The organism is Bizionia myxarmorum, assembly GCF_008086205.1.
In the GTDB taxonomy this organism is placed as follows: Bacteria; Bacteroidota; Bacteroidia; order Flavobacteriales; family Flavobacteriaceae; genus Algorimicrobium; species Algorimicrobium myxarmorum.
Genome location: NZ_VSKK01000002.1, coordinates 183,965 through 210,699, shown reverse-complemented (window position 1 = coordinate 210,699; position 26,735 = coordinate 183,965). Strand labels below are relative to the sequence as shown.

Below are 26,735 nucleotides of genomic sequence, written 5' to 3'. Positions count from 1 at the left end.
ACTTTGCCCGTTTGGAAACCCTGAAACGCTTCAGCTATGCATTAAAACAAACTTAAAGACTTCTACATTCGTGAAATCAATGGGATTATATTTGTATAAGTTTTTATTGAACAAACATATTCGTGAAAATCCGTGTAATTCGTGTCAAGCATTTATAGAAGCCCGAGTAATAAAAACTAACGAAAATAATTCCAACAACTTTCCCGAAAGTCTTGAATCCATAAAAACCCGTTAAACTTTTTTTAAATTAAACCGCAAACCATAAAATGTCATCTTGATTTTACTATTTTAGCCAAGAGTAAAAACCTATGAAGTTAAAAGCAGAACATTTAATGAAGTCTTATGGCGGCCGAAAAGTCGTTAAAGATGTCTCTCTAGAAGTCAATCAAGGCGAAATTGTAGGCCTTTTAGGTCCTAATGGTGCGGGTAAAACCACATCCTTTTATATGATTGTGGGATTAATTAAACCAAATGGTGGTAATATCTTTTTAGAAAGCACCAACATTACCAAATACCCCATGTACAAACGGGCACAAAATGGTATTGGTTACTTGGCCCAGGAAGCGTCTGTTTTTAGAAAATTAAGTATTGAAGATAATATTTTAAGTGTTTTACAACTCACCAAATTAAGCAAAAAAGAGCAATTACATAAAATGGAGTCGCTGATTGAAGAGTTTAGTTTGGGGCATATTCGAAAAAGTCGTGGCGACTTATTATCGGGTGGGGAGCGTCGTCGTACAGAAATTGCGCGCGCCCTTGCAACCGATCCTAACTTTATTCTTTTAGATGAACCCTTTGCAGGTGTTGACCCAGTAGCTGTAGAAGATATTCAGCGAATTGTAGCTCAATTAACCAAAAAGAATATTGGTATTCTTATTACCGATCACAACGTGCAGGAAACCTTGGCTATAACCGACAGAACCTATTTAATGTTTGAAGGGAGTATCCTAAAAGCTGGTGAACCAGAAGAATTAGCCAATGACGAAATGGTACGTAAAGTCTATTTAGGGCAAAACTTTGAACTACGTAAGAAAAAAATTAGAGAGTAGTTTTTGAAAAGTGATTAGTGTTCAGTGTTCAGTGTTCTAAAAATATGAACTTTCTTATTACTTATAATTAAACTATTAAAAATTAGTAATAGGTTATTTCACTTTTAACTTTTAACTTTCAACTTTTCATTCCACAACTCCACAACCCCACAACTTTGCGTCTTTGCAACTTTGTGAGAAATCATTCAGATTCAAAACCACAACTCACAACTCAGAGTTTTCGCGTCTTCGCGGGAAATCAACTACACCACAACTCTACAACTTTCGTCTTTGCGTCTTCGCGAGAAATCATTCAGATTCAAAACCACAACTCCACAACTTTGTGTCTTTGCGTCTTTGCGTCTTCGCGAGAAAATTAACTACGCCACAACTCCTCAACTTCGCGTCTTCGCGACTTTGCGAGAAATCATTCAGATTCAAAACCACAACTCCACAACTTCGCGTCTTCGCGAGAAATCATTCAGATTCAAAACCACAACTCCACAACTTTGCGTCTTTGCGACTTCACGAGAAAATTAACTACGCCACAACTCCACAACTTTGTGTCTTCGTGTCTTCGCGAGAAAATTAACTACGCCACAACTCCACAACTTTGCGTCTTCGCGTCTTCGCGAGAAATCATTCAGATTCAAAACCACAACTCCACAACTTTGTGTCTTTGCGTCTTCGCGAGAAAATTAACTACGCCACAACTCCACAACTTTGCGTCTTCGCGTCTTCGCGAGAAATCATTCAGATTCAAAACCACAACTCCACAACTTTGCGACTTTGCCAGAAATCATTCAGATTCAACTTCAAATTCAACTTAAAAAGTCCCCTTTGGGGATTCAGGGGATTACCCCTTCACAACTCCAATAACCCAAAGCACCGCCTTAAAAACCAGAACAGCCAAAATACCAACAACCAAGCCTATTAAAAATTCCTTAAGCATAGCGGGCCAAGATGTTAATATATCATGAAAAAAATCAAGATTATGCGCAAAAATACCACCAGAAACTAATAATAAGGCAATCGTTCCAATCACCGATAAACTTTTAATCACATAGGGTAAGGCACTAACTAAAACGGTTCCGAAACCATGCATAAAACCTTTGCCATTGCTTTTGGCCACAAGCTTTAAACCAAAGTCATCCATCCGCACAATAAGCGCTACAATACCATAAACACCAACGGTGGCAATTATAGCCACAATGGACACCACAATAATTTGTAGCAATAACGTTTGTTCTAAAACCGCTCCTAAAGCTATAATCACGATTTCAACAGATAAGATGAAATCGGTTATAATGGCCGACTTTACCTTCGACTTTTCCAATTCTAAAATGGCTTCTTCTGAAAGTTCTTCTGTTACATCAACAGTTTCCGTTTTATGCTCATGAGGAAAAACATATTCTACTATCTTTTCGGCACCTTCAAAAGCCAAATAAATACCACCTAAAATTAGAATGATAGTGACGGCTGCAGGCAAGAAAGCACTCAATAAAAAAGCAATTGGTAAAATAATGAGCTTATTTAAAAAAGAACCTTTAGTAATAGCCCACAAAACAGGTATTTCCCGAGAGGATACAAAACCAGACGCTTTTTCGGCATTTACAGCCAAATCATCACCTAAAATACCAGCCGTTTTTTTAGTGGTCACTTTACTTAAAACAGCCACATCGTCCATGAGGGCGCCAATATCATCAAGAAGAGCAAAAAATCCCGAAGCCATAAAAAGGTAAGTTTTAAATTAAATAGTTAAGCTTTAATGTTTTTCGCTGTTAGTAAAGACAATAATATATACAGGATTATCACCAATGGAATAGCAGCAAATTGTAAAACAATCAGGAAAATAATGGTTAAAATAAGAAACACGTAGCGGGTTATATTACTTTTAAAATCATAAGTTTTAAACTTTAAAGCAAATAAGTTCACGGGGGCGTTTAGCATATAAGAACTCACCAAGGTTACAAAAACTAGAAACCAAGGGTTTAAAATAAGCGAATTCATTAAATCATTGTTTTGAAACTCAATAATCAAAGGCAAGGACAAGATAAGTAAAGCGTTGGCTGGTGTTGGCAAGCCTTTAAAATAACTTTGCTGATCTTCATCAATATTAAATTTCGCCAAACGGTATGCAGACGATAAGGTAATTAAAAACCCCACAAATGCCAAGGGCGCATAGTCTAAACCTTCCCAGAAATTCGCCCCAGACCAAAGTGCTTCCGAGCCTTCTGCAACAGGCTTTCCTAAAGATAAATGCAACATCTTAAACATCACCACACCAGGTACCAGACCACTAGTAACCATATCGGCTAGCGAATCTAATTGTACACCCAATGGACCGGACACGTTCAATTTACGCGCAAAAAAACCATCGAAAAAGTCGAAGAAAATCCCCAAAAACATAAAGATGGCAGCCGTTACAAAATGGTTATTTACAGCCAAAACAACAGCTATACAGCCACTTAACAAATTTAAAAGCGTAATAAAATTGGGTATATGTCGTTTCATAGGATTATGTGATAAGCTTGTAAAAATAACAAACTATTTGTGCTAAACAATACGGTTCCAAACGTTTTTATATTTCATTATAATTCAATAGCTTCTATCACGATTTCAAACTACTTTACTTTATTGTAACGCTTCAACTTTGAAACTCTGAAACTTTCACATGCTTCCCTTTACTATTAACTTTTCACTTTTATCTTTTCACTTTAACTTTCCACTCCACAACTCCACACCTCCATACCTCCACACCTCCATACCTCCACACCTCCACACCTCCACACCTCCACAACAAGCAACTTAACATCAAACAGAAATTTACAATTCATCAAATCCGCAATACATCCAATTAAAATGCCCAAACGGCCTACCGAAAATTTATCGTGAAATTTGAAATGTGGATGCCGTAAAATTTTAGATAGCCTGCCTTGAGCGCAGTCGAAAGGTTTGAGCAAGCAAAAAATATAGGAAGTAATAAAAATCATAAAAGCGAGTTTCCTAAAATTTAGGTGCCGAATGATAAATTTAGATATAGTTTCGTAAGCCTAGCGTTATTTGTTTCTTTTTGGAGCAATGCACATCGAAGATTCACGAACACAAAAAACAAAATAAAAAAAATGAGTAAAAAAGAAATGAAAACTATTCTGCTATACCTTTTTACAACTCCACAACAATCAACTCCACAACTTTACAACTTTGCATCTCCACAACTGTGCAACCCCAAAACTCCACAACTCCACAACAATCAACTCCGCAACGCTTCCCTTTACTATTAACTTTTATCTTTTCACTTTCCACTCCACAACAAACAACTCCACAACAAACAACATCACAACTCTGAAAATCTCTAACTTTCAAACTTTCCCCTCTATTTCAACCAAATTCTACAGCTAAAAACAAACCCAAACAATATCTCAACGATTTTCAAGTTTAATATCTAGAAAAATTATAGCATCTTTGCAAAAAAAGAATTGTATTTGAAAGCATTACGAATCTCTGCACTGGTTTTTTTAATCTCTGCAACCGTATTTAGTCAAGCCGTCCGAAAGTATTCCAATGAGTTCATGAACATTGGTGTAGATGCTGCGGCATTGGGCATGTCTAATGCCGTAACAGCACATTCAGATGATGTTAATTCAGGCTACTGGAATCCCGCCGGCCTCGTTCACGTCAAAGACAAGCAAATAGCGCTTATGCACTCCAGCTATTTTGCCAATATTGCCAATTATGATTATATCGGTTTTGCCATGCCTATTGATGATCAATCGGCCATTGGTATTTCCGTCATTCGCTTTGCAGTTGATGATATTCTAAACACCACCCAATTAATTGATGATGAAGGCAATATTAATTACGACCGAATCTCTCTGTTTTCCACAGCCGATTATGGCGTAACCTTTTCCTATGCTAGAAAATTGCCTTTAGATGGTTTAAATTATGGCATTAGTGCCAAAGTAATCCGCCGTATTATTGGCGACTTTGCATCCTCTTGGGGATTCGGTTTAGATGCCGCCATTCAATTTGAAACTAAAAACGATTGGAAATTCGGCATCATGGCACGGGATATTACCACAACCTTTAATGCTTGGGCTATTAATGAAGAAGCTTTCGCCACGGTACAAAATGCTGTGGAAGGTCAAAATCAAGAATTGCCAGAAACTACGGAAATCACCATCCCTAAATTACAAATGGGTATTTCTAAAAAGTTCATCATCCGCTATGATTATTCGCTCTTGGCGGAAATAGACCTGAACGTACGCTTTGAACAAAATAATGATATTATTTCAACCTCTTTTGCAAGTATCACGCCCGCTGTAGGCTTACAATTTGGCTATTTAGATATGGTTTTTTTACGCACAGGCGTTGGTAATTTCCAAAATGAATTGCAAATAGACAATAATGAGCGAGTTTCCTTTCAACCCAGTATTGGAGTCGGTTTTAAATATAAGGGGATTGCGGTAGACTATGCCTTTACAGATATTGGCGATCAAAGTATTGCGCTCTACTCCAACGTATTTTCCTTAAAATTAGATTTCAGTATTTTCAGATAATTTTCTCTTATGTATACGCGTATTTTAGTATTGGCTTTAGCATTGTGTTTTCAAAATGTATTCAGTCAGCAATTATCATCCCAAGCACAAATAAGCGTCATCACCATTGGCCCAGGAACATCCTTAAATGATGCTTTTGGTCATAATGTCTTCAGAATTTTAGATCGAGCAAACGATTTAGACGTGGGTTATGATTACGGACGATTCCCATTTAACGAACCCGGTTTTTATTTAAACTTCGCCCAAGGCAAGCTCAATTATTCCATTGGAAAAAGCAAATATCAGGATATTAAAGATTTTTACATCTGGCAAAACCGCAGCATACAAGAGCAGGTTTTAAATTTAACGGCGGAAGAAAAACAAGCCGTTTTTAACTACCTCTTAAATAATTACAAGCCCGAAAACCAGGACTATCTTTACGATTTCTTTTTTGATAATTGCGCCACCAAAATTCGTGATGTACTGCAAACAGCCGTCGGTAATAAAATCACCTTTCACGAACCAGACAATTTTCAACCCCAAACCTTTAGACGCTTAATTCGAGAAAAAGTCAGCACCAATTCTTGGGGCGGTGTCGGTATAGATTTAGCTTTAGGTTCCGTTATAGATCAGCAAGCAACCGCTGAAGAACACATGTTTCTGCCTTCTTATATCCATACATTCTTTGCCAAAGCAACCATTGGCGATCGCCAACTCGTTTCAAAAGAAAACATAGTGTATCAAGAAAAACCTACCGCATCCACTTCCAATTTTCTATGGAGCCCATGGGTCATTTTCAGTATTCTAGGTTTAATTATTATGGGCATCACCTACTCCGATTATAAAAAACAACGTCAAAGCAAAACATTAGACGGCATATTATTAATAAGCACCACGCTAATAGGAATTCTTATTTTACTGTTGTGGTTTGCCACCAACCACCAAACCACGGTACAAAATTACAATCTGTTATGGGCATTCCCATTAAATGGCATTCTAGCATGGCAAATATTAAAGGAAAAACCAAAAGCTTGGATTATACCATTCTTAAAGTTTCTAGTCATCCTATTAACCCTAATGACCTTCCATTGGATTGTTGGCGTGCAAGTATTCGCACCGGCTCAAATCCCATTCCTTTTAGCATTATTAATACGATACCTGTTTTTAATAAACTTTTTCAATAGAAAGCTTGAATTGTAAATAGTGGTAGTTGTTTGGCGTTAAGTTGTTTGGCGTTAAATTGTTAGATATTAAGGGTTCAATATTGAATATTGAATCTTAAATCTTGAACCTTGAATCTTAAATCTTGAACCTTGAATCTTGAACCTTGAATCTTGAACTTCAAACAACTCCACAACTGACAACTAACACCCCAACAATCACTGTCCCCTAAAATAAACCATAGTCCCTATAGTCTTCACCATCACATTTAAATCCAGGAAAAAACTTCGGTGTTTAATATAATACAAATCATATTGCAATTTTAATAAACTATCATCCACGGTGCCACCATAGCGAACATTCACCTGTGCCCAACCCGTTAAACCAGGTTTAACTATATGTCGCGTTTCATAAAAAGGGATGACGGCAGATAATTCCTTCACAAAAAACGGACGTTCAGGCCGCGGACCAATCAAACTCATATCCCCTTTCAAAATATTAAAAAACTGCGGCACTTCATCTAAGCGCGACCGTCTTAAAAACATGCCAAAAGGTGTAATTCGTGAATCATTTTTAATCGCCCATACCGCGCCATTGGTTTCGGCATTGGTTACCATAGTGCGAAATTTAATGATACTAAAAAGCTTCCCATTTTTACCCACGCGTTCTTGGCGGTACAACAGCGGACCTTTATTACCCACTAAATTGCCCAAAAACACCAAGGGTGTTAATGCCAATCCAGCCACACTGCCAATTAAAGCCAGGGTAACATCAAAAAACCGATGAAAAAACAAATAGAGTTTATTCTTATTACTTCGGCTAAAAGGAAAGTATTTATAAAAGTCTTTACCCACAAACTGCACCGGCACGCGGTAGGTAATATCCTCATACACTTGGGTATATTCCTTAATGGGAAAACCACGTTCCAGAAGACTAATTAAATCATGATAAATTTCCGAAGTAATGGTTTCAGCGTTATAACTGGCAACTACAATTTCAGAAATCGATTCTTTTTCAATAATATCATGAATAGCACTTGGTGGATATTCCGTAATGCCATCTATAACAATAGCATTTTCAAGGGCCTTTTCGCAATTAATATAGCCAACAATTTTGTAGTTAGGATCCACATATCGGAAGGCATTAACAACCGTTTCAATATTGGAAGTTTCACCCACTATAAGCACTTTTTTATAGAATCGTGGTGCAGAAATAAAGTAAATATAAAATAAGCGCCACAAGGTCAGGGCGACAATAATGGCCACATAAAAATAAAGGATCTGCAAGCGATTAGACGGTAATAGAGGCGTAAAAAAAGGTGTCAACAAATAGAATAAAACCGTTACAGATGCGGTGAGGATAATATTAGCAAAAACCTTATCCGTTCTACTGGCTTTTTGCAGATGGTACAATTCAAAAACAGTCCCAAATATGCTGATATATAAGATTAATACACCCACCCAAGTCCAGTTTTCTTTAGTAATAGTAAAATAGTCAAAATGAAACCAATTACTTACCAAATACAAACTCAAAAGCACTACAAAAACATCTACAAAACGTAGCAGCAATTTGCGCTCGGAAATATTAAAGTGAATTGTCTGTTTTCCCATGAAATACCAATAGATGGTAAAGATAATAAGTTCACCAAATCCTGCAAGTTTATTTAGAGTTAGTAAGTTGTTGTTAGTTGTTAGTTGTTCAGTTGTGAGTTGTTAGTTGGTAGTTGTTAGTTGGTAGTTGTTAGTTGGTAGTTGTTAGTTGTTAGTTGTTAGTTGTTAGTTGTTAGTTGTTAGTTGTTAGTTGTTAGTGCAAAAGTAAATATTCAATGTTTAGCCATGATAAGAATAGCCCCAGAGTTTTCCAACTTAATAATTCAAAATTCCATTCGCTGCTTTCAAACTCTGTAACTTTCCTCATCATTCTTCAATCATCTCATCTCTAATCACCAATCACTCATAACTCATAACTCTTCAATTTTAACTTTTCACTCATCATCCCCTAAATCCCCCAGAGGGATTTTTTACTTAAAGCATTAAAGCTCATAGTTATTATTCTAAATAATCCATCAACTCCACAACTTAACAACAAACAATTATTAACAACTTAACATCAAATAGAAATCTATAATTAATTAAACCCGCAATAATATAATTAACATGCCCAAACGGCCTACCGAAAATTTACCGTGAAATTTGAAATGAGCGTACCGTGAAATTTTAGGCTGTTTGAGCATGCAAAAAAATTAAAGCTATCACAGTCGTAAAAGCGAGTTTCCTAAAATTTAGGTACCGAATGAAAAATTTAGATAAAATTTCGTAAGCCTAGATTTTTTTGGTTACTTTTTTTATCAATGAAAAAAAGTAATATGAACTCTAAAAAAATATTAATTCCAATAAAATTCTGTGATTTTAAATCAGTTTAGAAAGTCAAGAGCTTTTTAAGGCTATATCTAACTTAATGATGAAGCTCAAAAGATTTTAATAAAACTGTCAAACGACCTACTTTTCGATTTCCTAGCAAAACAAATAAAAGCCCAGCAAGGGCATCGGAGGATGGCCTAGCGCAGCGGTTGCTATCCACAGGCAAAAGCTTTTATGCAGTTTTCAAGAAAACGAAAATCAGCCTAGCGTTTCCTGCCCGCCGGCAGGCAGGTTTGTTCCTTTTTTGGGCGATGCACATCGAAGATTCACGAACACAAAAAACAAAATAAAAAAAATGAGTAAAAAAGAAAATAAAAGCAGAAAGTCCCCTTTAACAAGTATCTACACTTTGGGAATCTTGAATCTTGAATTAATTCAAAACCTCAATACATCTAATCAAAATAACCAACCAGACATAGTTAAAAAGTTGAAAAAAATATAATACAAATGACACACGGCCTACTTTTCGATTCCGTAGTAAAACAAATAAAAACCAGCGCGTTGGCAGCGGAGGATGACCAAGCGGAGCGATTGTCATCCGCATGATGTGGTTTTTATGTAGTTTTCAAGAAAACTAAAATCAGCCTAGATTTTTTTGGTTCGTTTTTTCATCGATGGAAATCGAAGATTCACGAACACCAGTAGTAAAATAAACAATTGTGGTGAGTAAAAAATGAACATGTTTTTAACTTAATTTGATACCAATATAAATGATTGAATAAAAAAGGACGCAAAAAAATCCACAACTAGACAACAAAAAGAAATTGATAATTCATCAAACCTGCAATAATATAATTAACATGCCCAAACGGCCTACCGAAAATTTACCGTGAAATTTGAAATGAGCGTACCGTGAAATTTTAGGCTGTTTGAGCATGCAAAAAAATTAGAGCTATCACAGTCGTAAAAGCGAGTTTCCTAAAATTTAGGTACCGAATGAAAAATTTAGATAAAATTTCGTAAGCCTAGATTTTTTTGGTTACTTTTTTTATCAATGAAAAAAAGTAATATGAACTCTAAAAAAATATTAATTCCAATAAAATTCTGTGATTTTAAATCAGTTTAGAAAGTCAAGAGCTTTTTAAGGCTATATCTAACTTAATGATGAAGCTCAAAAGATTTTAATAAAACTGTCAAACGGCCTACTTTTCGATTTCCTAGCAAAACAAATAAAAGCCCAGCAAGGGCATCGGAGGATGGCCTAGCGCAGCGGTTGCTATCCACAAGCAAAGGATTTTATGCAGTTTTCAAGAAAACGAAAATCAGCCGAAAAAGGCGGTGATAAATGCTGCAGTTAATATAAAGCAAAGATGTTAATCAAACGCTAAAAGCTTTAATCAATAGCCCAGCCGTTTTCAGAAATAGCAAGCTTCGACTTAAATTAAATCATCAAATAGCAAGGGAATTACGACTGGAATCTTGTGAACATTCGGAAATAATTTTAAGAAAAAAGCTTGCGTCACGCAGTGAACTGCGAAGCACATCATGAGTACAAAATTTAAAATAGATCCGCACGAATATTTCCTTTAAACGGTTTTGATTTTTTGGTTCGTTTTGCATCAAGGCAATTGCGAAGCACATCACGAATACAAATAGAAAATAAAAATGCATGAGTAACTGCGCAGCACATCATGAGTACCAATTAAAAATAATCACGAACGAATAAAATGAACATAACAATATAAGTCATTCAAAAAAAGGTAGTTAAACTTAAAAAGATGAATTAGCGTAAAGAAAAAAAGCAAACGTCACGCAGTGAACCGCGAATACCAAATAAAAATACATGAATAACTGCAAAGCATATCATTCCCATTTGGAATTTTGACCTTTGAACTTGGAATTTCAAACAACTCCACACCTCCCACCTCACAGCTACATCATCACTTTTAACTCTTCACTTTCAACTTTTAACTCAAGACAAAACCTCAAACCAAGCTGCCTTCACAACCTCCCAATCAAACCCCTCCACCAAACCTCGAGCACGCACCGCCATATCGCGAGTAACCGCCACATCACCAACCAACCGCAAAATAGCCTCCTCAAAAGCAACCGCATCATCAACAGGCACCAAAAGCCCCGTATCGCCATCATCTATCAAATACGGCATCCCACCAACATCCGTAGACACCACAGGAAGACCAAGCGCCATAGCCTCAATAACACTAACAGGCATATTATCAAAATTGGTAGTATTTATAAAAATATTATAATGTGTTGCTAAAGCCAGCCACTCGGTTTTAGGTAGTTTCCCCGTAAACCGCACGGTAACATCCAAATCGGAAGCCAGTTTTTCCGTAGCCTGAAAACTCCCATCCCCCGTATCTGGCCCTACCATACATAGCTCACAGCTATACCCAGCATCTTGCAAGCGCTTTAAAACACGCACCGCTAATGTAGGATTGTAAATATGAGAAAAGGACCGCACCCAAAGCAAACGAATAGTATCGTATGTTTTTTCTTGAAATGTAAACTGCTCTAATTGCAAGCTATTTGGAATATAAACCACGCGCTCAAAACCCAACTTTTCAAATACACCCAGTAAATATAAAGAAGGCGACACCAAATAGGTCGCATGCTTAAAAAGTAGCCCACACATTTTCGGTGAAGTATGTAAGCGATTGGGCAAATTCCCACCATGCAAAATAGGAATATAAGGTAGGCTTAAAAAGCGGCACAGCTGACTCACCAAAACCGCATAATAAAAATTACTGGTACTATAAGTATCTAGCAACACCACATCCGTGCGCTTGGCATAAAAGCAAACGCTATAAAGCATATCCAACAGGCGCAGTACCTTATGGGGTTTAGAAGACGCATACTGCACAGTATACCCTTCATCCTCCAACAAAGGACCAAGTACACCAATAGCAGATATATTATTCTGCGCTTGGCTTAAGTTGTTTCCTATGTAAAGGACGTTTTTCATGTGTAACGTTTAATAAGGCTAATCCATAAATAAAAGCGGGTGATGCAATCCGCATGGAGGAATGATTAATAGTAGCAAACCAGAAGGCCAAAAGAGCATAAAAATAATAATTCTGTCGGTTACCCGATCGTAAATCCAAAGGTTTAAAAATAAGAATTAATAGGATAATAACACCTAGAAACCCATGTTCTGCAAGGGTACGACTAATTTCATTATGTGAAGTAATCCCCTGCCCCTCCTCTTCAATACGCCTGTCTTTGGCACGACTAGAACCAATACCCAAAAAAGGATTACGTATAAAGCCATCCAATTCGCCCATAAACAGGTCACCTCGTCCCGTAGTGACATCATCTTTGGCTACACCAGAAGCATTCTCATTGGCGTAGCGTTTTTCTAGCATCCCACTAGATTGATTAGAGCTAATAGTCCATGCTACAGCCAATGCACCTAAAAAAAGAACAAACATACTTATTACTTTAGTTCTAGCTTTTGGTTTGGCTCGAATAAAATACATAAGTAAAAAAACAGATATACATAGCAGCCCCGTAATTACACCGCCTCTACTAAATGTAACAACTGCGCGGTATGACATAACAATCAATAATGACATGTTTAACAATTTTAGAATTAAAGTGGGTGAATTAATAAATATCCGGACTCCTAAAATAAACATCCCCAAGCCTAAAGCAGATGCCACTTGATTAGCGCCAAAACCACCCGCTGCAGAGCGATTAGACCCTGTGCCTGTAATTAAATCTTTTAAATCAGGGGCATAAAAATACACATAAGCTGTGTGTGTAATGATGGGCAGTAACATAAATAATAGGATTTGAGACATCTGTTTAAAACTCACTTTTTTATCATAACAGAATAAAGCAGATAAACCCAAACACAAAGGTCCACTTAAAACAAAAGCAATATTAGTCCTAAAATTAGCATCAAAACTTAAAGTGGTAGAAGCCACAAATATGGAAGGTACTAAAAGCATTAAATAAATAAAATAGGGATAGCCTTTGCCCGATAAGCCTTGATAAAACATCCCCATTAAAACAAATAAAATAACCATGTATTTTCCAGCTTCGTAGGAAATAGCGCCATTTGTAGCTCGAAAAAAAACTTCAGCACCTACAAAATAGGCACAGGCTTTTAGCACTTCATAATTCCTAACAGAATCTGCAGCACTAATAATCTGATGTAAAAAATAAAAGAGCGCTACAAAAAAGTATAGCTTGGCGATGCTTTCATTATAATAAATTAAAATCCCTAAAGCCGCATGAAACCCGATGGCACTGATATACGTAATATTGGTTTTCAAAATTTCCTGTTAAGATTTAAAATAAGCAGCAAGTTAGTGTAATTCAAAGAAATTAAACAAGCAAAGAATTTATTAAGAAAAGATTTTGCGATAATCATCTATTGGGAATTTATAGTGATAACTCTTACCTCTTAGATAAACCAAAAAATGAATGATAAAAACGGGTACATGTGGTCTGCCATATTTTAAATACCGATCGTAGATGGTATTTTGATAATTGCAAATTAAAAAAGGTGTTATATCAGCACTTAAATAATTCTTATGCACCTGCTTTAAAGGTATGTCTAAATCAGCTATAAAACTGTCGTATTGAACAGCTTGTCCCGCACGTATGGACTTATATAACTCCAAAACAGAAAGTGGCTCATTGTTTTTTTTAAAAAACAAAACACCCAAAGACGCGTCCACTAAAATCCATTTATCTATGGAATTTATATATACCTCATTAAAAGAATGGCCACCATTAGCCCGATTAAAAGGCGCGCTAGTGGTTCCCCATTCTCTCACAGGGATATCATTTATAACACAAAAATTATTGAATATTTGTGCCATATCACTACAAACACCTCCAGATCCATGCAGCAAGGTATCCAAGGCTTGTTCTGACGGCCCACTCAATCCGGGCCCAACTTTGCTATGGGCTAAAAGCCATGTAACCAATTGCTTCACAAGCTTTAAACTTGTGTCGGGCTTTCCGTTTGGGAATATCCGCTCATTAATACTATAAAAAAGAGCGGGGATATCAGCCTTACTATTTAAAGTATTATAAGAACAATCACTAATATCAGCGGCATTGGAGTTTTTAGACAACAGTCGGAATCGGCTCATATATAAAAAAGGGTGCCGTTTTAAAGTCCAATGCAGTTTTTTAAACATGTGTAATTGATTGATAGTAAATTAGCTTGGTTTAAAAATATAATTTTTTTCTTAATAGGCACGTCATATTTCAAAAAATGCGAGTTATAAAATAGTTTGCTCTAAACGTTGGTTATAATAACTATAACTAAAGCGCTGAATGGATTCCAAAGTTGTAGATTTTAATTTCTCATAATCAGCTGATTTTAAATTTAAAACAACTTGCAAAGAAACCGTCAAAGAAGCCACATCCAGCCCATCCATTAAATACCCATTAACCCCATTCTTTATATAATGACTCATAGAAGACACGTTAGAAACGATGGGAATACAACCAAAATTCAGGGCTTCGGCAACAACTTTCGGAAAACCTTCCGAGGCCGATGGCAATACCAAAATGGCGCACTTTTTATAGACGCCATGCACGGCATCTCGTGATAAGTATCCATGAAAAACGACGGGCAAGTTTAAATCAAAAGCCTGTTTTTGATACCAATCCATCCGAGTACCATCGCCAACTATGTGAATCTGATTTATCTTATGAAGTTGATCAGCATCCAATTCAGCAAGCGCTTCTAAAAGTAAATCCAAGCCTTTGGCTGCTTCCAAGCGTCCAACAAAACAAATATCTATAGGATATTTCAAAGTCCGGCTTTGTATCCAATCTTGGCCGGCTACAATTTCCAGCTCTGTTAAACACGGATTTTCGAAACTCAAACACTGATCGGGTTGATCTTCCCAAAAACCATTAATAGTTACGGCTCGCGACTGATGCGCTAACAGCCACTTCTCAAAACGATAGGCTAAAGGCCCATGTTCCTGTTTCCAATTCCCAGCATATTTAAACCAACCTTTTTTAGAGCGGCATAGTATGAAATAGGGAATAACAAAAACCCCAATCCCTGTAGGTGCTCGAAACTGAAAATAATCTGATCCTCTCAAAGCCCTTCGCACGATACCTATTATTTTTGGTGCTTGAAATATAAGCCTTATTTTAGAGCGCCAAGTGGTCCCGCCTAGCGCTGTCAAGGCTATAAAAGATATCTTTTCAGAACTATAAGGCAAGGCACTCGGTGGCGCTGAACCATCATGAAGCATGGCCACATGAGTAATAGTGTCAAAAATGGCTAACAAGTGATTGATTTCTGTAACCGTAGACCCCAAGCCTACAATCTGTCCATCAGGCTGCTGATAATGTTCTGTATGTGAAATAATCGTCAAACTTCTCATAACAAATGACTTATATAATGCTTAATTATTAAATTCCAATCATGCTGTTCCGCCCAATGTCGTGCTTGAACCTTATAGAGTTCTTTATTATTTAAAAGTTCGTTTAATGCAGTACTGAAAGCGATAACGTCTTTATTGGATACCAAAAATCCAGAAACTTCAGGATGTATAGCATCTTCAATCCCGCAATTTGTAGAGCCTATGGCCGGGAGTCCTAAAGCGTTAGCTTCCAAAATAGCAATCCCAAAACCTTCTACATCCCCGGTATCACTTTCTGTGCTCAACATCACAAACACATCACTAGCCATCAAAACAGACTGAAGTTCCGCATCCGATACCGCGCCATGAAAGATAACATGATTTGATACATGAAGCTTTTTGGCCACTTCCATAAAATCAGCCGCTTCTGTTGGTATTCCAACACAATGATACTGCAACTCAGGATAGCTTTTCAATAACTCGGGTAAGAGTTTTATAACTTGCAACTGTCCCTTTCGGGTACTCACCCGGCCAACCGTTGTTAAAATAGGATTCCCCTTTAAAACTATTTTTTCTACTTTTTCGGTCTGCCATTTTTCCAAATCAATACCATTAGCAATTACATGAATATCGAGTTCTAAATGAGCAACTAATTGCGCCGTATAATCTGATACCGCAACAATGGTATCAAAACGATTTAAAGAAGCATCAATCGCCTTCCGAATGCCAGCCGACTTAAAATTGACTTCACTCCCATGAATCACAGCTATGGTTTGGCGCTTATAAAACAACGAACAAAAAGCCACATTCCACAGTGAAAATTTCCCAGTAGCAATTACATAATCCACATTCTTAAAATGGTCAAACGTTTTCCTTATTCTATTAAAATACATCAAAACCCGCTGCTTCTTTAATGGAATGCGCTCCACAACAAAGGGCAAACCCGCATCAAACGTCATCTCTTCCACATTCGCCACATCCCGCTGATCCGCAATAACAGTAACCGCATACCCATTTTTAGCTAAATACAAAGCCAAATAATACGCATGATTCCCAATCCCACCCGGCTGTGGTGGAAATTCAGAAGTAACGATAAGAATCTTTTTTTTATGCAATACGTTGTGATTTAAAATTCAAAGTTCAATATTAAAGGTTACAAATTCCGAATTTTTATAGTGTGGTGTCCTGTCAACCTCATCATCCATTTTAAACTATTCCTTATTCATAATTTAAACTACTAAAACCCAATTGTTTTAAGAAATAGTGAGCTACCAAGCTTTAATTAGCGAGAAATAATCTAGGGAGTAACGCAAGAATTATTTAAAGATTCCAAGATATGCAAAAAATAAAGCGAACGTTACACAGGATTATTTTATATACAATAGCAATTTCCTTAATCTGTGTAATTTCCTAACAAACAATTTTGATTTTTTGGTTCGTTTTGTATCAAGACAACTGCGCAGCACATCATGAGTACCAATTATAAATAATCACGAACGAATAAAATGAACATTATCTATAATTAAAAATCACCAATCAACCGCTCCTCATACCTAACACCTAAACAACAATTGCGACTGCGACTATAAAATCAAAAATCCCCAATCGTTAATCATCAATCTCCAATCTCCAATCATTTTCCATTTCAAACCTCCCCTTTGGAGAATGCGGGGATTTTATCTCCCTCTCGCAACTTCCTACTCGCCAAACGCCAAGAACTAAAAACCTGAATCAAAATAACAGGTAATAGCAACAAACTTAATAAAGCACCAACAACCAACAAAACGCGATTCGTTTTAAACTGATAAGGCAAAATAGATGTCGGAATCGTTCTTAATAAGGCCCAACGCGCAGCAGAATCCCCATAATACTTCCTAAAATAATACAACACACTAGGTATCGGCCGCGGTGCAAAAAATGTAGACGGTCTAAAAGCATCCCAACTCCCCATCTCGCGCAAGCCACCAGTCCCCGCTTTAACGTCTATGCAAGAAGCAAATGGGTTGGACACAGACTTAATACCTGCCAAAAATACCCGAGCACCAAATTCACCATCACCCATCCGTTGCTTTTCAAATTGCCTATCAAATAAGCCCACCTGTTCAAAAACTGATTTATAAAGCATCGCATTCCCCGTAGCAAACTGCGATGCCAAAGCAAAAAATGCCCGATCTTTGGGAATGCCTTGTCCTTCGGGATAAAATACGCCTGCTGACACTTGGGCATCAAAAAAGTCCAAACATTTTAAATGAGTAGAAATCCAATCAGGTTGAATGCGTACATCGTCTTCTGAAAGGGCTGTTAAAGTACCTTTAGCTTCTTGAATAGCAGTATTTCTGGCCAACCATAAGGCTTTTTCTTCTTGACGAATCACACGAATATCCAAATCAAATTGTTCGTAAAACGCGGGTTGAAAAGGCTCGGACTGATCCACTACAATAATTTCAAAATGGGAATAATCTTGTTTTTCAAAATCTCTTAAAACAGCTGTTAAATAAGTATATCGATTTAAAGTGGGTATAATCACAGACACCAAAGGCCGTTGACCAATTAATGTAGATTCAAATGAATTCCAATCCGAGTATTCAATAGGTTTTATATAATAGTTTTGTTTTTCAATAGCACGAGTTCCAAACCAAGCACTAATCTCGGTTGTGGGATTATGAAAAGTTACCAAACGCATAACTAGTACATAAAAAACCCAAACGGGATGAAACTGCTTGCGAATAAAATGATAATTATCGCGAACAGGTACGGCTTCAAAATAAGTATAACAAGCGGCTTCTCCCAAATAACCTGCTTGAATGGCCTGCCAAGACAAATCATAATCACGTGCCAAATCAGATTCATAATCTAAATCTACCTGCAGCTGTTTTAATACGGATTCAGATAAATTTCCAACTATAGGAAATGCACTCACCCTATTCTTTTTAAATAACCCAAAATAATGGGTGGGTTGTAAATATTTTAAGAAAGTGAATGGCATTATATACTATTAGGTAATGGTGCGTTTTGTTTAATATTAACTAAATAATCTGGATATTCTTTAGATTTAGGTAATAATAACAAATGGCATTTCCCACGATTTCTTATAGTGGCTGCATGTGTTAACAGTTCACCCGTTTTAAGATACCAGGCGTTATAATTCATTTCAGTACACCAATTTAACATATACTGTCCTGCCGCCTCCATTCCTAAATTTTCGACAGTGTGCATCTCTACAAAATAAGTACATTGCGTTTCTGCCGTTAACTTTTTGGCAGATTTCATGACTAAAATTTCGGCTCCTTCAACATCAATTTTGACTAAATCTGGTTTCATTCCGTAAAACTCATAGATATAATCTAAAGTTAATGTATTAACATCTATAAAAGAATTCATAGCAGAAGCTGTTTCGGCATGTGAAGCATACATACTACCAGCTGCACCTGCACCAACGGTATAGAACTTTACAGTTTCGTCAAGTTTGTCTCCAACAAAAGCTGAAAGATACTGAACTCTACTGCCTAGATTATTTTGGATAATATTCATCGCTGATTTTTGTAGCGCTTTTGGATTAGGATCTACAAGAACTATCGGTCGCCTCGGATCTTGAATTAATGCCAATAAAGCGGTATAGCCAATATTGCAGCCGATATCAAAAATAACAGCATGATGTTTAGCCAAATAAAACCACCAGGCATCATCTTGATCTACTTTCTCCCTAATAGTACCAGCAAGTAACTTTAAAGGCACACCACAAAGCAGACTAGAAGTAAAATGTTGCTCTTGGTTTTTTATTCTATAGGAAAGACTCTTTATAATCTTCTTTATTTGCATTTATGTGTAGTTTAATACAATTTCTAAATAACGAAAATAAACAATTAGACAAACTAGTTACTATAACCTCTCTAGAACTTGATATTCATTATGAATATAAGCTGAAAAGTATTAAAAACAATGCTGTTTTCTCATAGAACTAGTATTCATTATAAAACTGAATAAACTCCTTTTGCTGCTTTTCAATATTGAACTGTTCCTTAATTCTTGACATGGCACAAACTCGAATCTCTTGATTTTGTTTTTCAGATAAACTTATGACACTTTTAATTTTTTGTGCTAGTAATTGCGGTGAACGCTTTGGTATAACCCAACCAGTATGCCCATCCAGAATATTTTCAGCCAAACCTTCCGCATCACTCACCACACAAAGCAATCCCATAGATTGAGCTTCTAAAACAGCATTACAAAAGCCTTCTTGTACACTGAATTGTATATAAACCTGCGACTTTTCTAACTGTTGCTTCACATCAGCATGATTCAATTTTCCCAAAAAAAAGACTTCATCTTCAATGCCTAGCTGATAACAGGCAAATTTTAGAGCCTCTTCTTCTGGCCCTTCTCCAATAATGCGATATTCAAAAGAAATACCGGCTTGCTTTAACAAAGCTAAAGCTTCCAAGGTGTAATCCAAACCCTTTTTCCAATGCAATCGTGCTACAGTTACCATTTGGATAGGACTTTCAAATGCGCTTTGTTTCAATGTTGAAAAATAGTGAGTATCGATAGCTGGGGTAATTTTAATGATTGGAGCTTGATCTTTAAAACCGTGCTTATAGACCAAATCAGAAATATCGTCTGAAATCACATGTATTTTAGACACTTTATCCCATAGCCTTGCATAACAATTAGGGTGTTTTATAGGGTAAACCCCAATATCGAAACCTCTAAAACTTACCGCTAGTTTGGCTTGATTAGCTGCAGCCAAGTTTTCGCACCCTAAAGCCAGGGTTCCAAAACCAAAATGCAACCAATCCAAATTCTGTTTAAAAACAGGCCCATGAGTATAAAGGCGTTTTAAGATTGTAACCCAGCCTATATTATCTTTACGCTCCAAACGCACATAACGTATTACAGGTTTTAAATGGGGAAGCAATCCTAAATACACACATATAAGTCCTAGCAATTGCTTTAAAATATTTTTATGCGTTTTGGGCAACAAAATAACAGGACACAAATCAAAATTTTGAGCGTTCTCACTGGAAAACAAAACAACCTGATTACCAGCATCAATTAAGCCCGTAATTTTAGACCTAAAAAATGTCTCTGAATAACCGGGTGCTTGAGATAGCACAATACCGATTCGTTGGTTATGGTTTTTTGATTCACGCATGTATTATTATAATTTTTTTTGCCTGCTTCCCAATCAGAAGTTTATTGTTTTTTATCCCTGTCACACTGAGCGCAGTCGAAGTGCCTAATCAGCAACTGTGACTCCCTCATTCGTCATTCGTCATTCATCATCCATGATTCATCATTTCTAACCACATCTCGTCAGTTCGAGTGTTCATTAAAGCGTCAGCGAAAATGAATTTATCGAGAACCTCAAAACTCCTTTTTCTACTAGGCTCCCCGCTTCAGTTGAAGAGGGGAATGAATTTACCGCAGTGGCAACGCAGGTAAAGAAAAGGGAGTTTGCATATTACCACGTAACTCTAATCAAAAATCATCATTCAATCTTCAGCATTCAGTCTTCAATATAATTCTCCCCTCTACCGTCTATGCTCTATTTCTATTTTCAACGGCAACTAATCCCTAATACCTCATAACTAATACCCTTTTTTACCTTCAACCCAAACCCTGATATAAGTCTAGCATCCCCTCCACCATCTGTTCCTCTGAATGATTCTGTTCTACAAAACGCCGAGCGCGCTTGGTCATTTCCTGATAATCTTCTTTAGATAATTGAGATACAGCAACCAAAGCCAACGTCATAGATTCCACATCGCGAACTGGCACTAAAAAACCAGTGTCGTTAGGTTTTACAACTTCTGCCATCCCGCCACAATCGCTACTAACAACAATAGTTCCCAATGCCATGGCTTCCAAAACGACATTGGCGATGCCTTCTTTCAAACTAGGTAAAAAAAAGACATCTGCTTGATTCATGGCTTCCTGTACGGCGTTAAAAGTCATAGAATCTATAAAGTGAACTTCGTTTTCTAATCCTAATTGCGCACGCTGAAACACCAAGCCTTCATTTTCTGAAACACCGATGATATTATAGCGGAAAAAAATACCTTTTTGTTTTAAGATATACATCGCATCTAAAGCCAAGCGATAATCTTTTATCCAATGATCTCTTCCCACGGATATGATATTTAATGGCGTATTTGAATCAAATTCTTTAAGCTTAAAAGCAAGTTCTTGGAGGTTCAAACCACTTTTCACCACGTGAATAGTTTCCTTCTTCGCGCCATATTTAACAGCTTCTATAGCTATTTCCTGGCAAACGGCATGAAAGCCGTCAACTTTCGGAAAGTTTTGTCGGTACATAACAGCCAGTTCTAAGTCGGCAATCGGGGAATAATTAATATGTGCCCCACGCAAACTTAACACCAATTTCATGCCAAAATCTTGAACCCAAACCCAATCGTTTAAGCCTTTAGCCCATTGTATATGGAACACATCTGGCTTATGGTATAATACAGGATAAGTTTTCAGCTTATCATTCCAAGTGCTTCTGTTTTGTGATTGTAATAAGGCATCAAGAATCCGTTTTTCTTTAATATTAAATAGCAATAAAAGTAGGGTATATTTTAATAAATGAATCGCTTTACTAAAACGATTGCTTTTATAACAGATAACAGAAACAAATTGTGAATATCTAGCAGCACGTGTAGAGATTCCAAAGAGCAATACTTTTTGTTCTTTGTTAGATAGTCCTACAATAAGACGTTCTATAAACGTAGTGCTCGGAATAGTGCCCGAATAAATAGCGATACGTAATGGTTTTTTCAAATTTGTGCTTTCTATTTTATAATCATTTATTACCCCTATATATAGAGAAATGTATAATTCAAGTCGTAATGTTGGCTTTTATTTTTCTACTAGTTCACTATATAATTGTTCATGCTCTTCTATAAAACCTGTCTTTGAGAAATGCTCCAAACAGTAGTAGCGTAAATCCATTCCTAATTTATCACTTTCAAAAGTTGTCATGCTTTTTATATCTCTTATTTTTTGAACTAAAACATCAAGATCTTCTAACGGAAATAATAGCTCTTTATAATCTTTTAGCACAAAATTAACCCCAGAAACATCAGAACCCAAAACAGGAATTCCCAAGCACATAGCTTCTACCAATGCCATAGGCATCCCTTCTTGTTTACTAGATATAATGTAAAGGCTCGCTTTTGCTAATAAAGATCGAACATCAGGCAGTTTCCCAAGGAAAAACACCTGTTCTATGAGTCCATAGTCTTCAACTAACTTTTTTAAATAACCTGCATAATCCTCTTTTGTGTCTCCGACGATATCTAAATGAATAGAACTGTCTTTAAGCTCATGAATGGCTTCTATAATAATTTCAATATTTTTAACCGCTACCAAATTGGCGACCGTAATAATTTTAAAAACATTTGAATCTTTTGAGTTCAAAAATAATTCAGGATTATAATAAGAAGTATCTAAACCAAATGGAATTAGTTTTTGTCGTTTCTTATTAGGGAAATAATTAACCATATCAGTATTTACAGTAACAATAAAGTCAGCCAAATAACTTTTAATACGCCAATGTTTACTATCAAAACCCATGGCTTTTTTAGTATACAACCATTTTACACCTGCTAATTTTGCGGCTAAAGATTCTGTCCAGTCACTACTCCATTGCCAGGAATGAATAACATCGTACTGTTGTTTATTAAAAAACCTAGAAACCTTTAAAACTCTAAATAAAAGAGATGCATAAGGCTTTAAATGCGTTTTGGTTTCAATAATATAAATTGGTATTTCTAAAGCTTGTATCGTTTTAAAAAAATGACCCGCAGCGTTTCCACAGGCAATCTCTACATCAAATTTAGATTTATCCAAGCCGTTGACTAAATCGTAAACTACTTTTCCACTACCAGCTGTATTAAAATTAGGAATGGTATATAATACCCGAATGCGCTTACTCATAAAATAATTCAATTATTACCGGCAAAAGCCCAACTGAAAAGGCGCTTTAGCATTATTTTTTTTCTGTTTTACGATATACACAAATATGCATTTTATAATTTCAAGTCTTTCTTTAACAGTTTATCCACATACCAACGAGAATAATAATAAACGTAAAACTTTAATAAACTCGTTAAGGGAACATAAGCTAATAATGTCAAATACCATCGCATATAAAATGGTACCTCAAGAGGTCTAACATCATTTAATACTTTATTTCTAATCGTTCTTCTATTCTCAAAACCATTTGTATAAACAATCAATTTCCCCATACTACTAAACAAACCTTTATAAAGTATTTCCTTAAATTCAATGGGCACGTCCGCCTTTAAACAAAATGGAAGATGCTCTTTAACCAAGCGCGTCCAAGTATGAAAAATTATATTTTGATGCTTCTTTGCTTTCTGAATGGAAGATGCTTGATGCTTATAATACAAGTAAATATAGGTGTCCAAAAAAGCAATATTACACGTCATTCCTAACTTAATATCTAAAGCCGTATCCTGACCTATTTTTAGTTCTACATTATAGTTGCCAATTTTATCAAAAGCGCGTTTCCTATATAAAAAAGCTGGTGGTCCAACAACATTTTTTAGGCTAGTAAACCAATGGATTCCCCAATATGGCGTCTCTTTAAAAATAATAGCGTCAGTTTCATCATTAGGCTTAATGGTGTCATTAATACCTTTGTTCGACTTCACCATTTTACCAAAAACAGCATCTACAGTTATATGCGAATCTAATACATGAATCATTTTTCTCAAAGCATTCGGATAAATATCATCATCTACATCAAACATATACAGATAATCACCACAAGCATTGTCAATACCTGCATTTCTAGCTGCAGCCGCTCCTTGCAACTTTTCGGTAAAGAATTTCACTTTAGAATCCTGCCCTTGTAATTCCTTTATAATTTTAATAGAATTATCCGTTGAATTATTATCTATAAAAAGAATCTCATACTCATAACGATATAATTCTTGCGCTACTATTGCATTATAAGCCTTATTTATAAAATTCGCTCCGTTAAAAACAGGAATAATTACAGATAGTTTCATTTTGCTTGTCTAAATTACAGGACTTAAGGCATCACAACAATTCCCAATCCATATTTGTGTTGTGCAGGATCCTGAACAAATGCTTTATGTTTATATTCCAAAATTAATTCATCCCATAATTTATCTACGTAGCACTGCATATTATGATGATAATCAGAAGCAACAATATCATGAAAACCTATGAGTCCCCCCGAATTCATTAAATCTTTATACATGTCAAAATCTTGTTTAACACCTTCGTAACGATGGTCACCATCAATAAACAAGAAATCTATTTTTTCCCCATTTAATAAGCGCTTTAGTTCTTCTAAGGTTTTATTTGCATGTGAATCCCCTTGGATTAAAGATATTTTGGATGCTTTTTCGTCATCTAAAAAACATTCATAAAATGGCCTTTTTTGTTTCGGATATCCCCCGCCGTGAATACCTCCTGGTAAATCAATTGAAATTAAATGTTTAGGCTTAAAATAGCGTGCCCACATATATAAAGACCCGCCCTTTTTGGTGCCAATTTCAACAACGACTTTTGGTTTTGTTTTTGCCACATATTCTGCAAAGGCTTCAAACTCGCCTTTATACTGATGCAATGAGATACGGTCGTAATAACCACGCCCAACATAAGTTTGGGTGAAACCGTAAATCGCATCAAAAGATTTCAAATTGAAAGATGCTTTGAGCTTGCGTTTTGAATACTGAAAGGCAAAATAATTTAATAGGTCTCTTTTCTTCATATTTTTAGTCATGTTTATGAATTTCGCGTGTATTCCAAACAGATAAAGTTAGCAACATACTTACGGCGTGAGAATAATGAATAGGATCCGTATATAAAAAATTATTATAAATTTTTTCAACAATAGGTTTCGGAATCCATGTATTAAAATCAGAATCAAACAAATAGCGTTTTAATTGTTTCGCATTGTCTTCGTCAACAAATTGTAATTCCCAGTTTCGCTGAATATAAGGTTTACCTAAAATGCTATTTGTTTCGCGCTCTATTTTATTAAAAATCCTGTATGGTATATTAAAAGGTGCTCTATTATACCTATAATTTATGAGATTAAATGGTTTTTCAGCATGCCAAGTAATCCTAGCTATTTTTTTATCCTGCTGTAAATGGGCTATTTGCAAGCGTCTGTCTGCCAAATAGACTTCTGGTATGCTACAAATAAATTCGCACATCCTATCATCATAATAGGGCAAGGTAATCGGATGTGCTGCTTCAAACACCGATAAATTAGTAGTTGTCCAACGGTGTGCCCACTGGCTTGTTTTATAAGCCCGCACTTTAGCACTCACATTATCGATTTTTATGTCTGCCAAATCGGTTTCTATTCTGCTCATCAAATAGGGTTTAAAATCGCCTGCCAATCCCCAAGCCTGCCATAGTTGTTCAGCGAGTTCCAAACCTTTCGGCTTCACCATCTTCTTAAAAAGTAAAGGAACAATATCAGATTCCATGGTGTCTTCTGGTGCCCCACGATCAAACAGCACATCGCCCCAATGGCCTAAAGAGAAAACGCCTTTCATCTTTTTTAACTCCGGTAAAATAGCCATTTGCCGTGGATGGGTAAACTCTGAATAACAACCGTTTATTTCGGCTAGTTCATCAATAGTATCCCACAAATAACCCTTTGGAATTTTAAAACCTTCAAAAGTAAAGCCACAAGCTTTCGCTATTTGGCCACTTATTTTATGTTCTGGATAACCATCAGTAAAAGAATAACTAAAGCCATGTACTGGATTATCAAAATCTTTTAAAATAAGCGCTTGACTTCGGCTGTCTAAACCGCCAGACAAGGCAACAATTACAGGATTGTCACCTACCTGTTCTTTAGTAATAGTTTTTAGTAGTTGAATATAGTCTTCTAATGCTTGCTCAAAGGAGAGTTCTCTGGGTGTATAATGCCAATTAAAATAGGGCGTACTTTCTAATAATTCGCCTGCTTCGTTTAATTTATGGTGATGTCCTGATTTTAAACAAACCTCATCTTTCCAATAGGTATCGCCTCCCATAAAAAAACCGGTAGCAACAAAGACACATACAGCTTTTAGGTCAAGCTCATGAGGTTCGATAGGTCTTTTTGCAAAAGTTAATTTACTGGGAATTATAGGAGTGGTTATGGTCATAGAAATAATTGGTGGCTAATATAATAAAAAGAGCGTGTCCTTAATACTGTACAGAAAATCTTTTTGTGTTTGGAGTACCTAAACTTTAAAAATATCACACAAGCATAAAATTATTACA

Annotated in this window: 19 protein-coding genes; 3 read left to right on the top strand and 16 right to left on the bottom strand. The window is 36.2% G+C overall.

Going from position 1 to position 26,735, the window contains the following annotated elements:
- Window positions 1-308: 308 nt before the first annotated feature.
- A complete protein-coding gene (gene lptB, locus ES674_RS09980; RefSeq protein ID WP_148403896.1) occupies window positions 309-1,049 on the top strand; it encodes an LPS export ABC transporter ATP-binding protein in 741 nt (246 codons plus the stop codon).
- A gap of 835 nt (window positions 1,050-1,884) precedes the next feature.
- Here the strand turns inward: lptB and ES674_RS09975 are convergent.
- Together ES674_RS09975 and ES674_RS09970 are read right to left on the bottom strand one after the other, a co-directional pair.
- Entirely contained in the window at window positions 1,885-2,760 is an 876-nt protein-coding gene (locus tag ES674_RS09975; RefSeq protein WP_148403895.1) for a DUF808 domain-containing protein, read from the bottom strand.
- A 26-nt stretch (window positions 2,761-2,786) separates the two neighbouring features.
- Window positions 2,787-3,542: a CDP-alcohol phosphatidyltransferase family protein gene (locus ES674_RS09970; RefSeq protein ID WP_148403894.1), complete on the bottom strand. Its 756-nt coding sequence runs from the start codon at window positions 3,540-3,542 to the stop codon at window positions 2,787-2,789.
- A gap of 971 nt (window positions 3,543-4,513) precedes the next feature.
- On the opposite strand from ES674_RS09970, the gene ES674_RS09965 reads away from it, so the two are divergent.
- On the top strand, window positions 4,514-5,587 hold the full coding sequence (locus tag ES674_RS09965; protein WP_246126016.1) for a putative type IX sorting system protein PorV2: 1,074 nt from the start codon (window positions 4,514-4,516) through the stop codon (window positions 5,585-5,587).
- A gap of 9 nt (window positions 5,588-5,596) precedes the next feature.
- On the top strand, window positions 5,597-6,766 hold the full coding sequence (locus ES674_RS09960; protein WP_148403893.1) for a lipoprotein N-acyltransferase Lnb domain-containing protein: 1,170 nt from the start codon (window positions 5,597-5,599) through the stop codon (window positions 6,764-6,766).
- 179 nt (window positions 6,767-6,945) lie between these two features.
- Here the strand turns inward: ES674_RS09960 and ES674_RS09955 are convergent, their stop codons facing one another.
- The 14 genes from ES674_RS09955 to ES674_RS09885 all read right to left on the bottom strand — a co-directional run bounded on the left by ES674_RS09955 (window position 6,946) and on the right by ES674_RS09885 (window position 26,617).
- Window positions 6,946-8,337, bottom strand: coding sequence for a sugar transferase (locus tag ES674_RS09955; RefSeq protein WP_148403892.1), 1,392 nt, complete (start codon window positions 8,335-8,337; stop codon window positions 6,946-6,948).
- Window positions 8,338-11,059: 2,722 nt separating this feature from the next.
- Window positions 11,060-12,073, bottom strand: coding sequence for a glycosyltransferase family 4 protein (locus tag ES674_RS09945; RefSeq protein ID WP_170233998.1), 1,014 nt, complete (start codon window positions 12,071-12,073; stop codon window positions 11,060-11,062).
- On the bottom strand, window positions 12,024-13,388 hold the full coding sequence (locus ES674_RS09940) for an O-antigen ligase family protein (protein WP_246126015.1): 1,365 nt from the start codon (window positions 13,386-13,388) through the stop codon (window positions 12,024-12,026). The genes ES674_RS09945 and ES674_RS09940 overlap by 50 nt, the downstream gene beginning before the upstream one ends.
- Window positions 13,389-13,460: 72 nt before the next feature.
- A complete protein-coding gene (locus tag ES674_RS09935; protein WP_170233997.1) occupies window positions 13,461-14,216 on the bottom strand; it encodes a transglutaminase-like domain-containing protein in 756 nt (251 codons plus the stop codon).
- 132 nt (window positions 14,217-14,348) lie between these two features.
- Complete coding sequence (locus tag ES674_RS09930) at window positions 14,349-15,473, bottom strand: glycosyltransferase (protein ID WP_148403890.1); 1,125 nt, start codon at window positions 15,471-15,473, stop codon at window positions 14,349-14,351.
- Window positions 15,470-16,567: a glycosyltransferase family 4 protein gene (locus ES674_RS09925; RefSeq protein WP_246126014.1), complete on the bottom strand. Its 1,098-nt coding sequence runs from the start codon at window positions 16,565-16,567 to the stop codon at window positions 15,470-15,472. The genes ES674_RS09930 and ES674_RS09925 overlap by 4 nt, the downstream gene beginning before the upstream one ends.
- Window positions 16,568-17,097: 530 nt before the next feature.
- Complete coding sequence (locus tag ES674_RS09920) at window positions 17,098-18,372, bottom strand: glycosyltransferase family 2 protein (RefSeq protein WP_246126013.1); 1,275 nt, start codon at window positions 18,370-18,372, stop codon at window positions 17,098-17,100.
- Window positions 18,373-18,437: 65 nt separating this feature from the next.
- Window positions 18,438-19,271, bottom strand: a complete 834-nt coding sequence (locus ES674_RS09915; protein ID WP_148403887.1) for an FkbM family methyltransferase — start codon at window positions 19,269-19,271, stop codon at window positions 18,438-18,440.
- Between the two features lie 139 nt (window positions 19,272-19,410).
- A complete protein-coding gene (locus ES674_RS09910; RefSeq protein WP_148403885.1) occupies window positions 19,411-20,604 on the bottom strand; it encodes a glycosyltransferase family 4 protein in 1,194 nt (397 codons plus the stop codon).
- A gap of 455 nt (window positions 20,605-21,059) precedes the next feature.
- Window positions 21,060-22,232, bottom strand: coding sequence for a glycosyltransferase family 4 protein (locus ES674_RS09905; protein ID WP_148403884.1), 1,173 nt, complete (start codon window positions 22,230-22,232; stop codon window positions 21,060-21,062).
- Window positions 22,233-22,310: 78 nt separating this feature from the next.
- Entirely contained in the window at window positions 22,311-23,390 is a 1,080-nt protein-coding gene (locus tag ES674_RS09900; protein WP_148403883.1) for a glycosyltransferase, read from the bottom strand.
- A 92-nt stretch (window positions 23,391-23,482) separates the two neighbouring features.
- On the bottom strand, window positions 23,483-24,490 hold the full coding sequence (locus tag ES674_RS09895) for a glycosyltransferase family 2 protein (RefSeq protein ID WP_148403881.1): 1,008 nt from the start codon (window positions 24,488-24,490) through the stop codon (window positions 23,483-23,485).
- Between the two features lie 23 nt (window positions 24,491-24,513).
- Window positions 24,514-25,221, bottom strand: coding sequence for a class I SAM-dependent methyltransferase (locus tag ES674_RS09890; protein WP_170233996.1), 708 nt, complete (start codon window positions 25,219-25,221; stop codon window positions 24,514-24,516).
- Window positions 25,222-25,225: 4 nt separating this feature from the next.
- Entirely contained in the window at window positions 25,226-26,617 is a 1,392-nt protein-coding gene (locus ES674_RS09885; RefSeq protein ID WP_148403877.1) for an asparagine synthase-related protein, read from the bottom strand.
- Window positions 26,618-26,735: the final 118 nt, after the last annotated feature.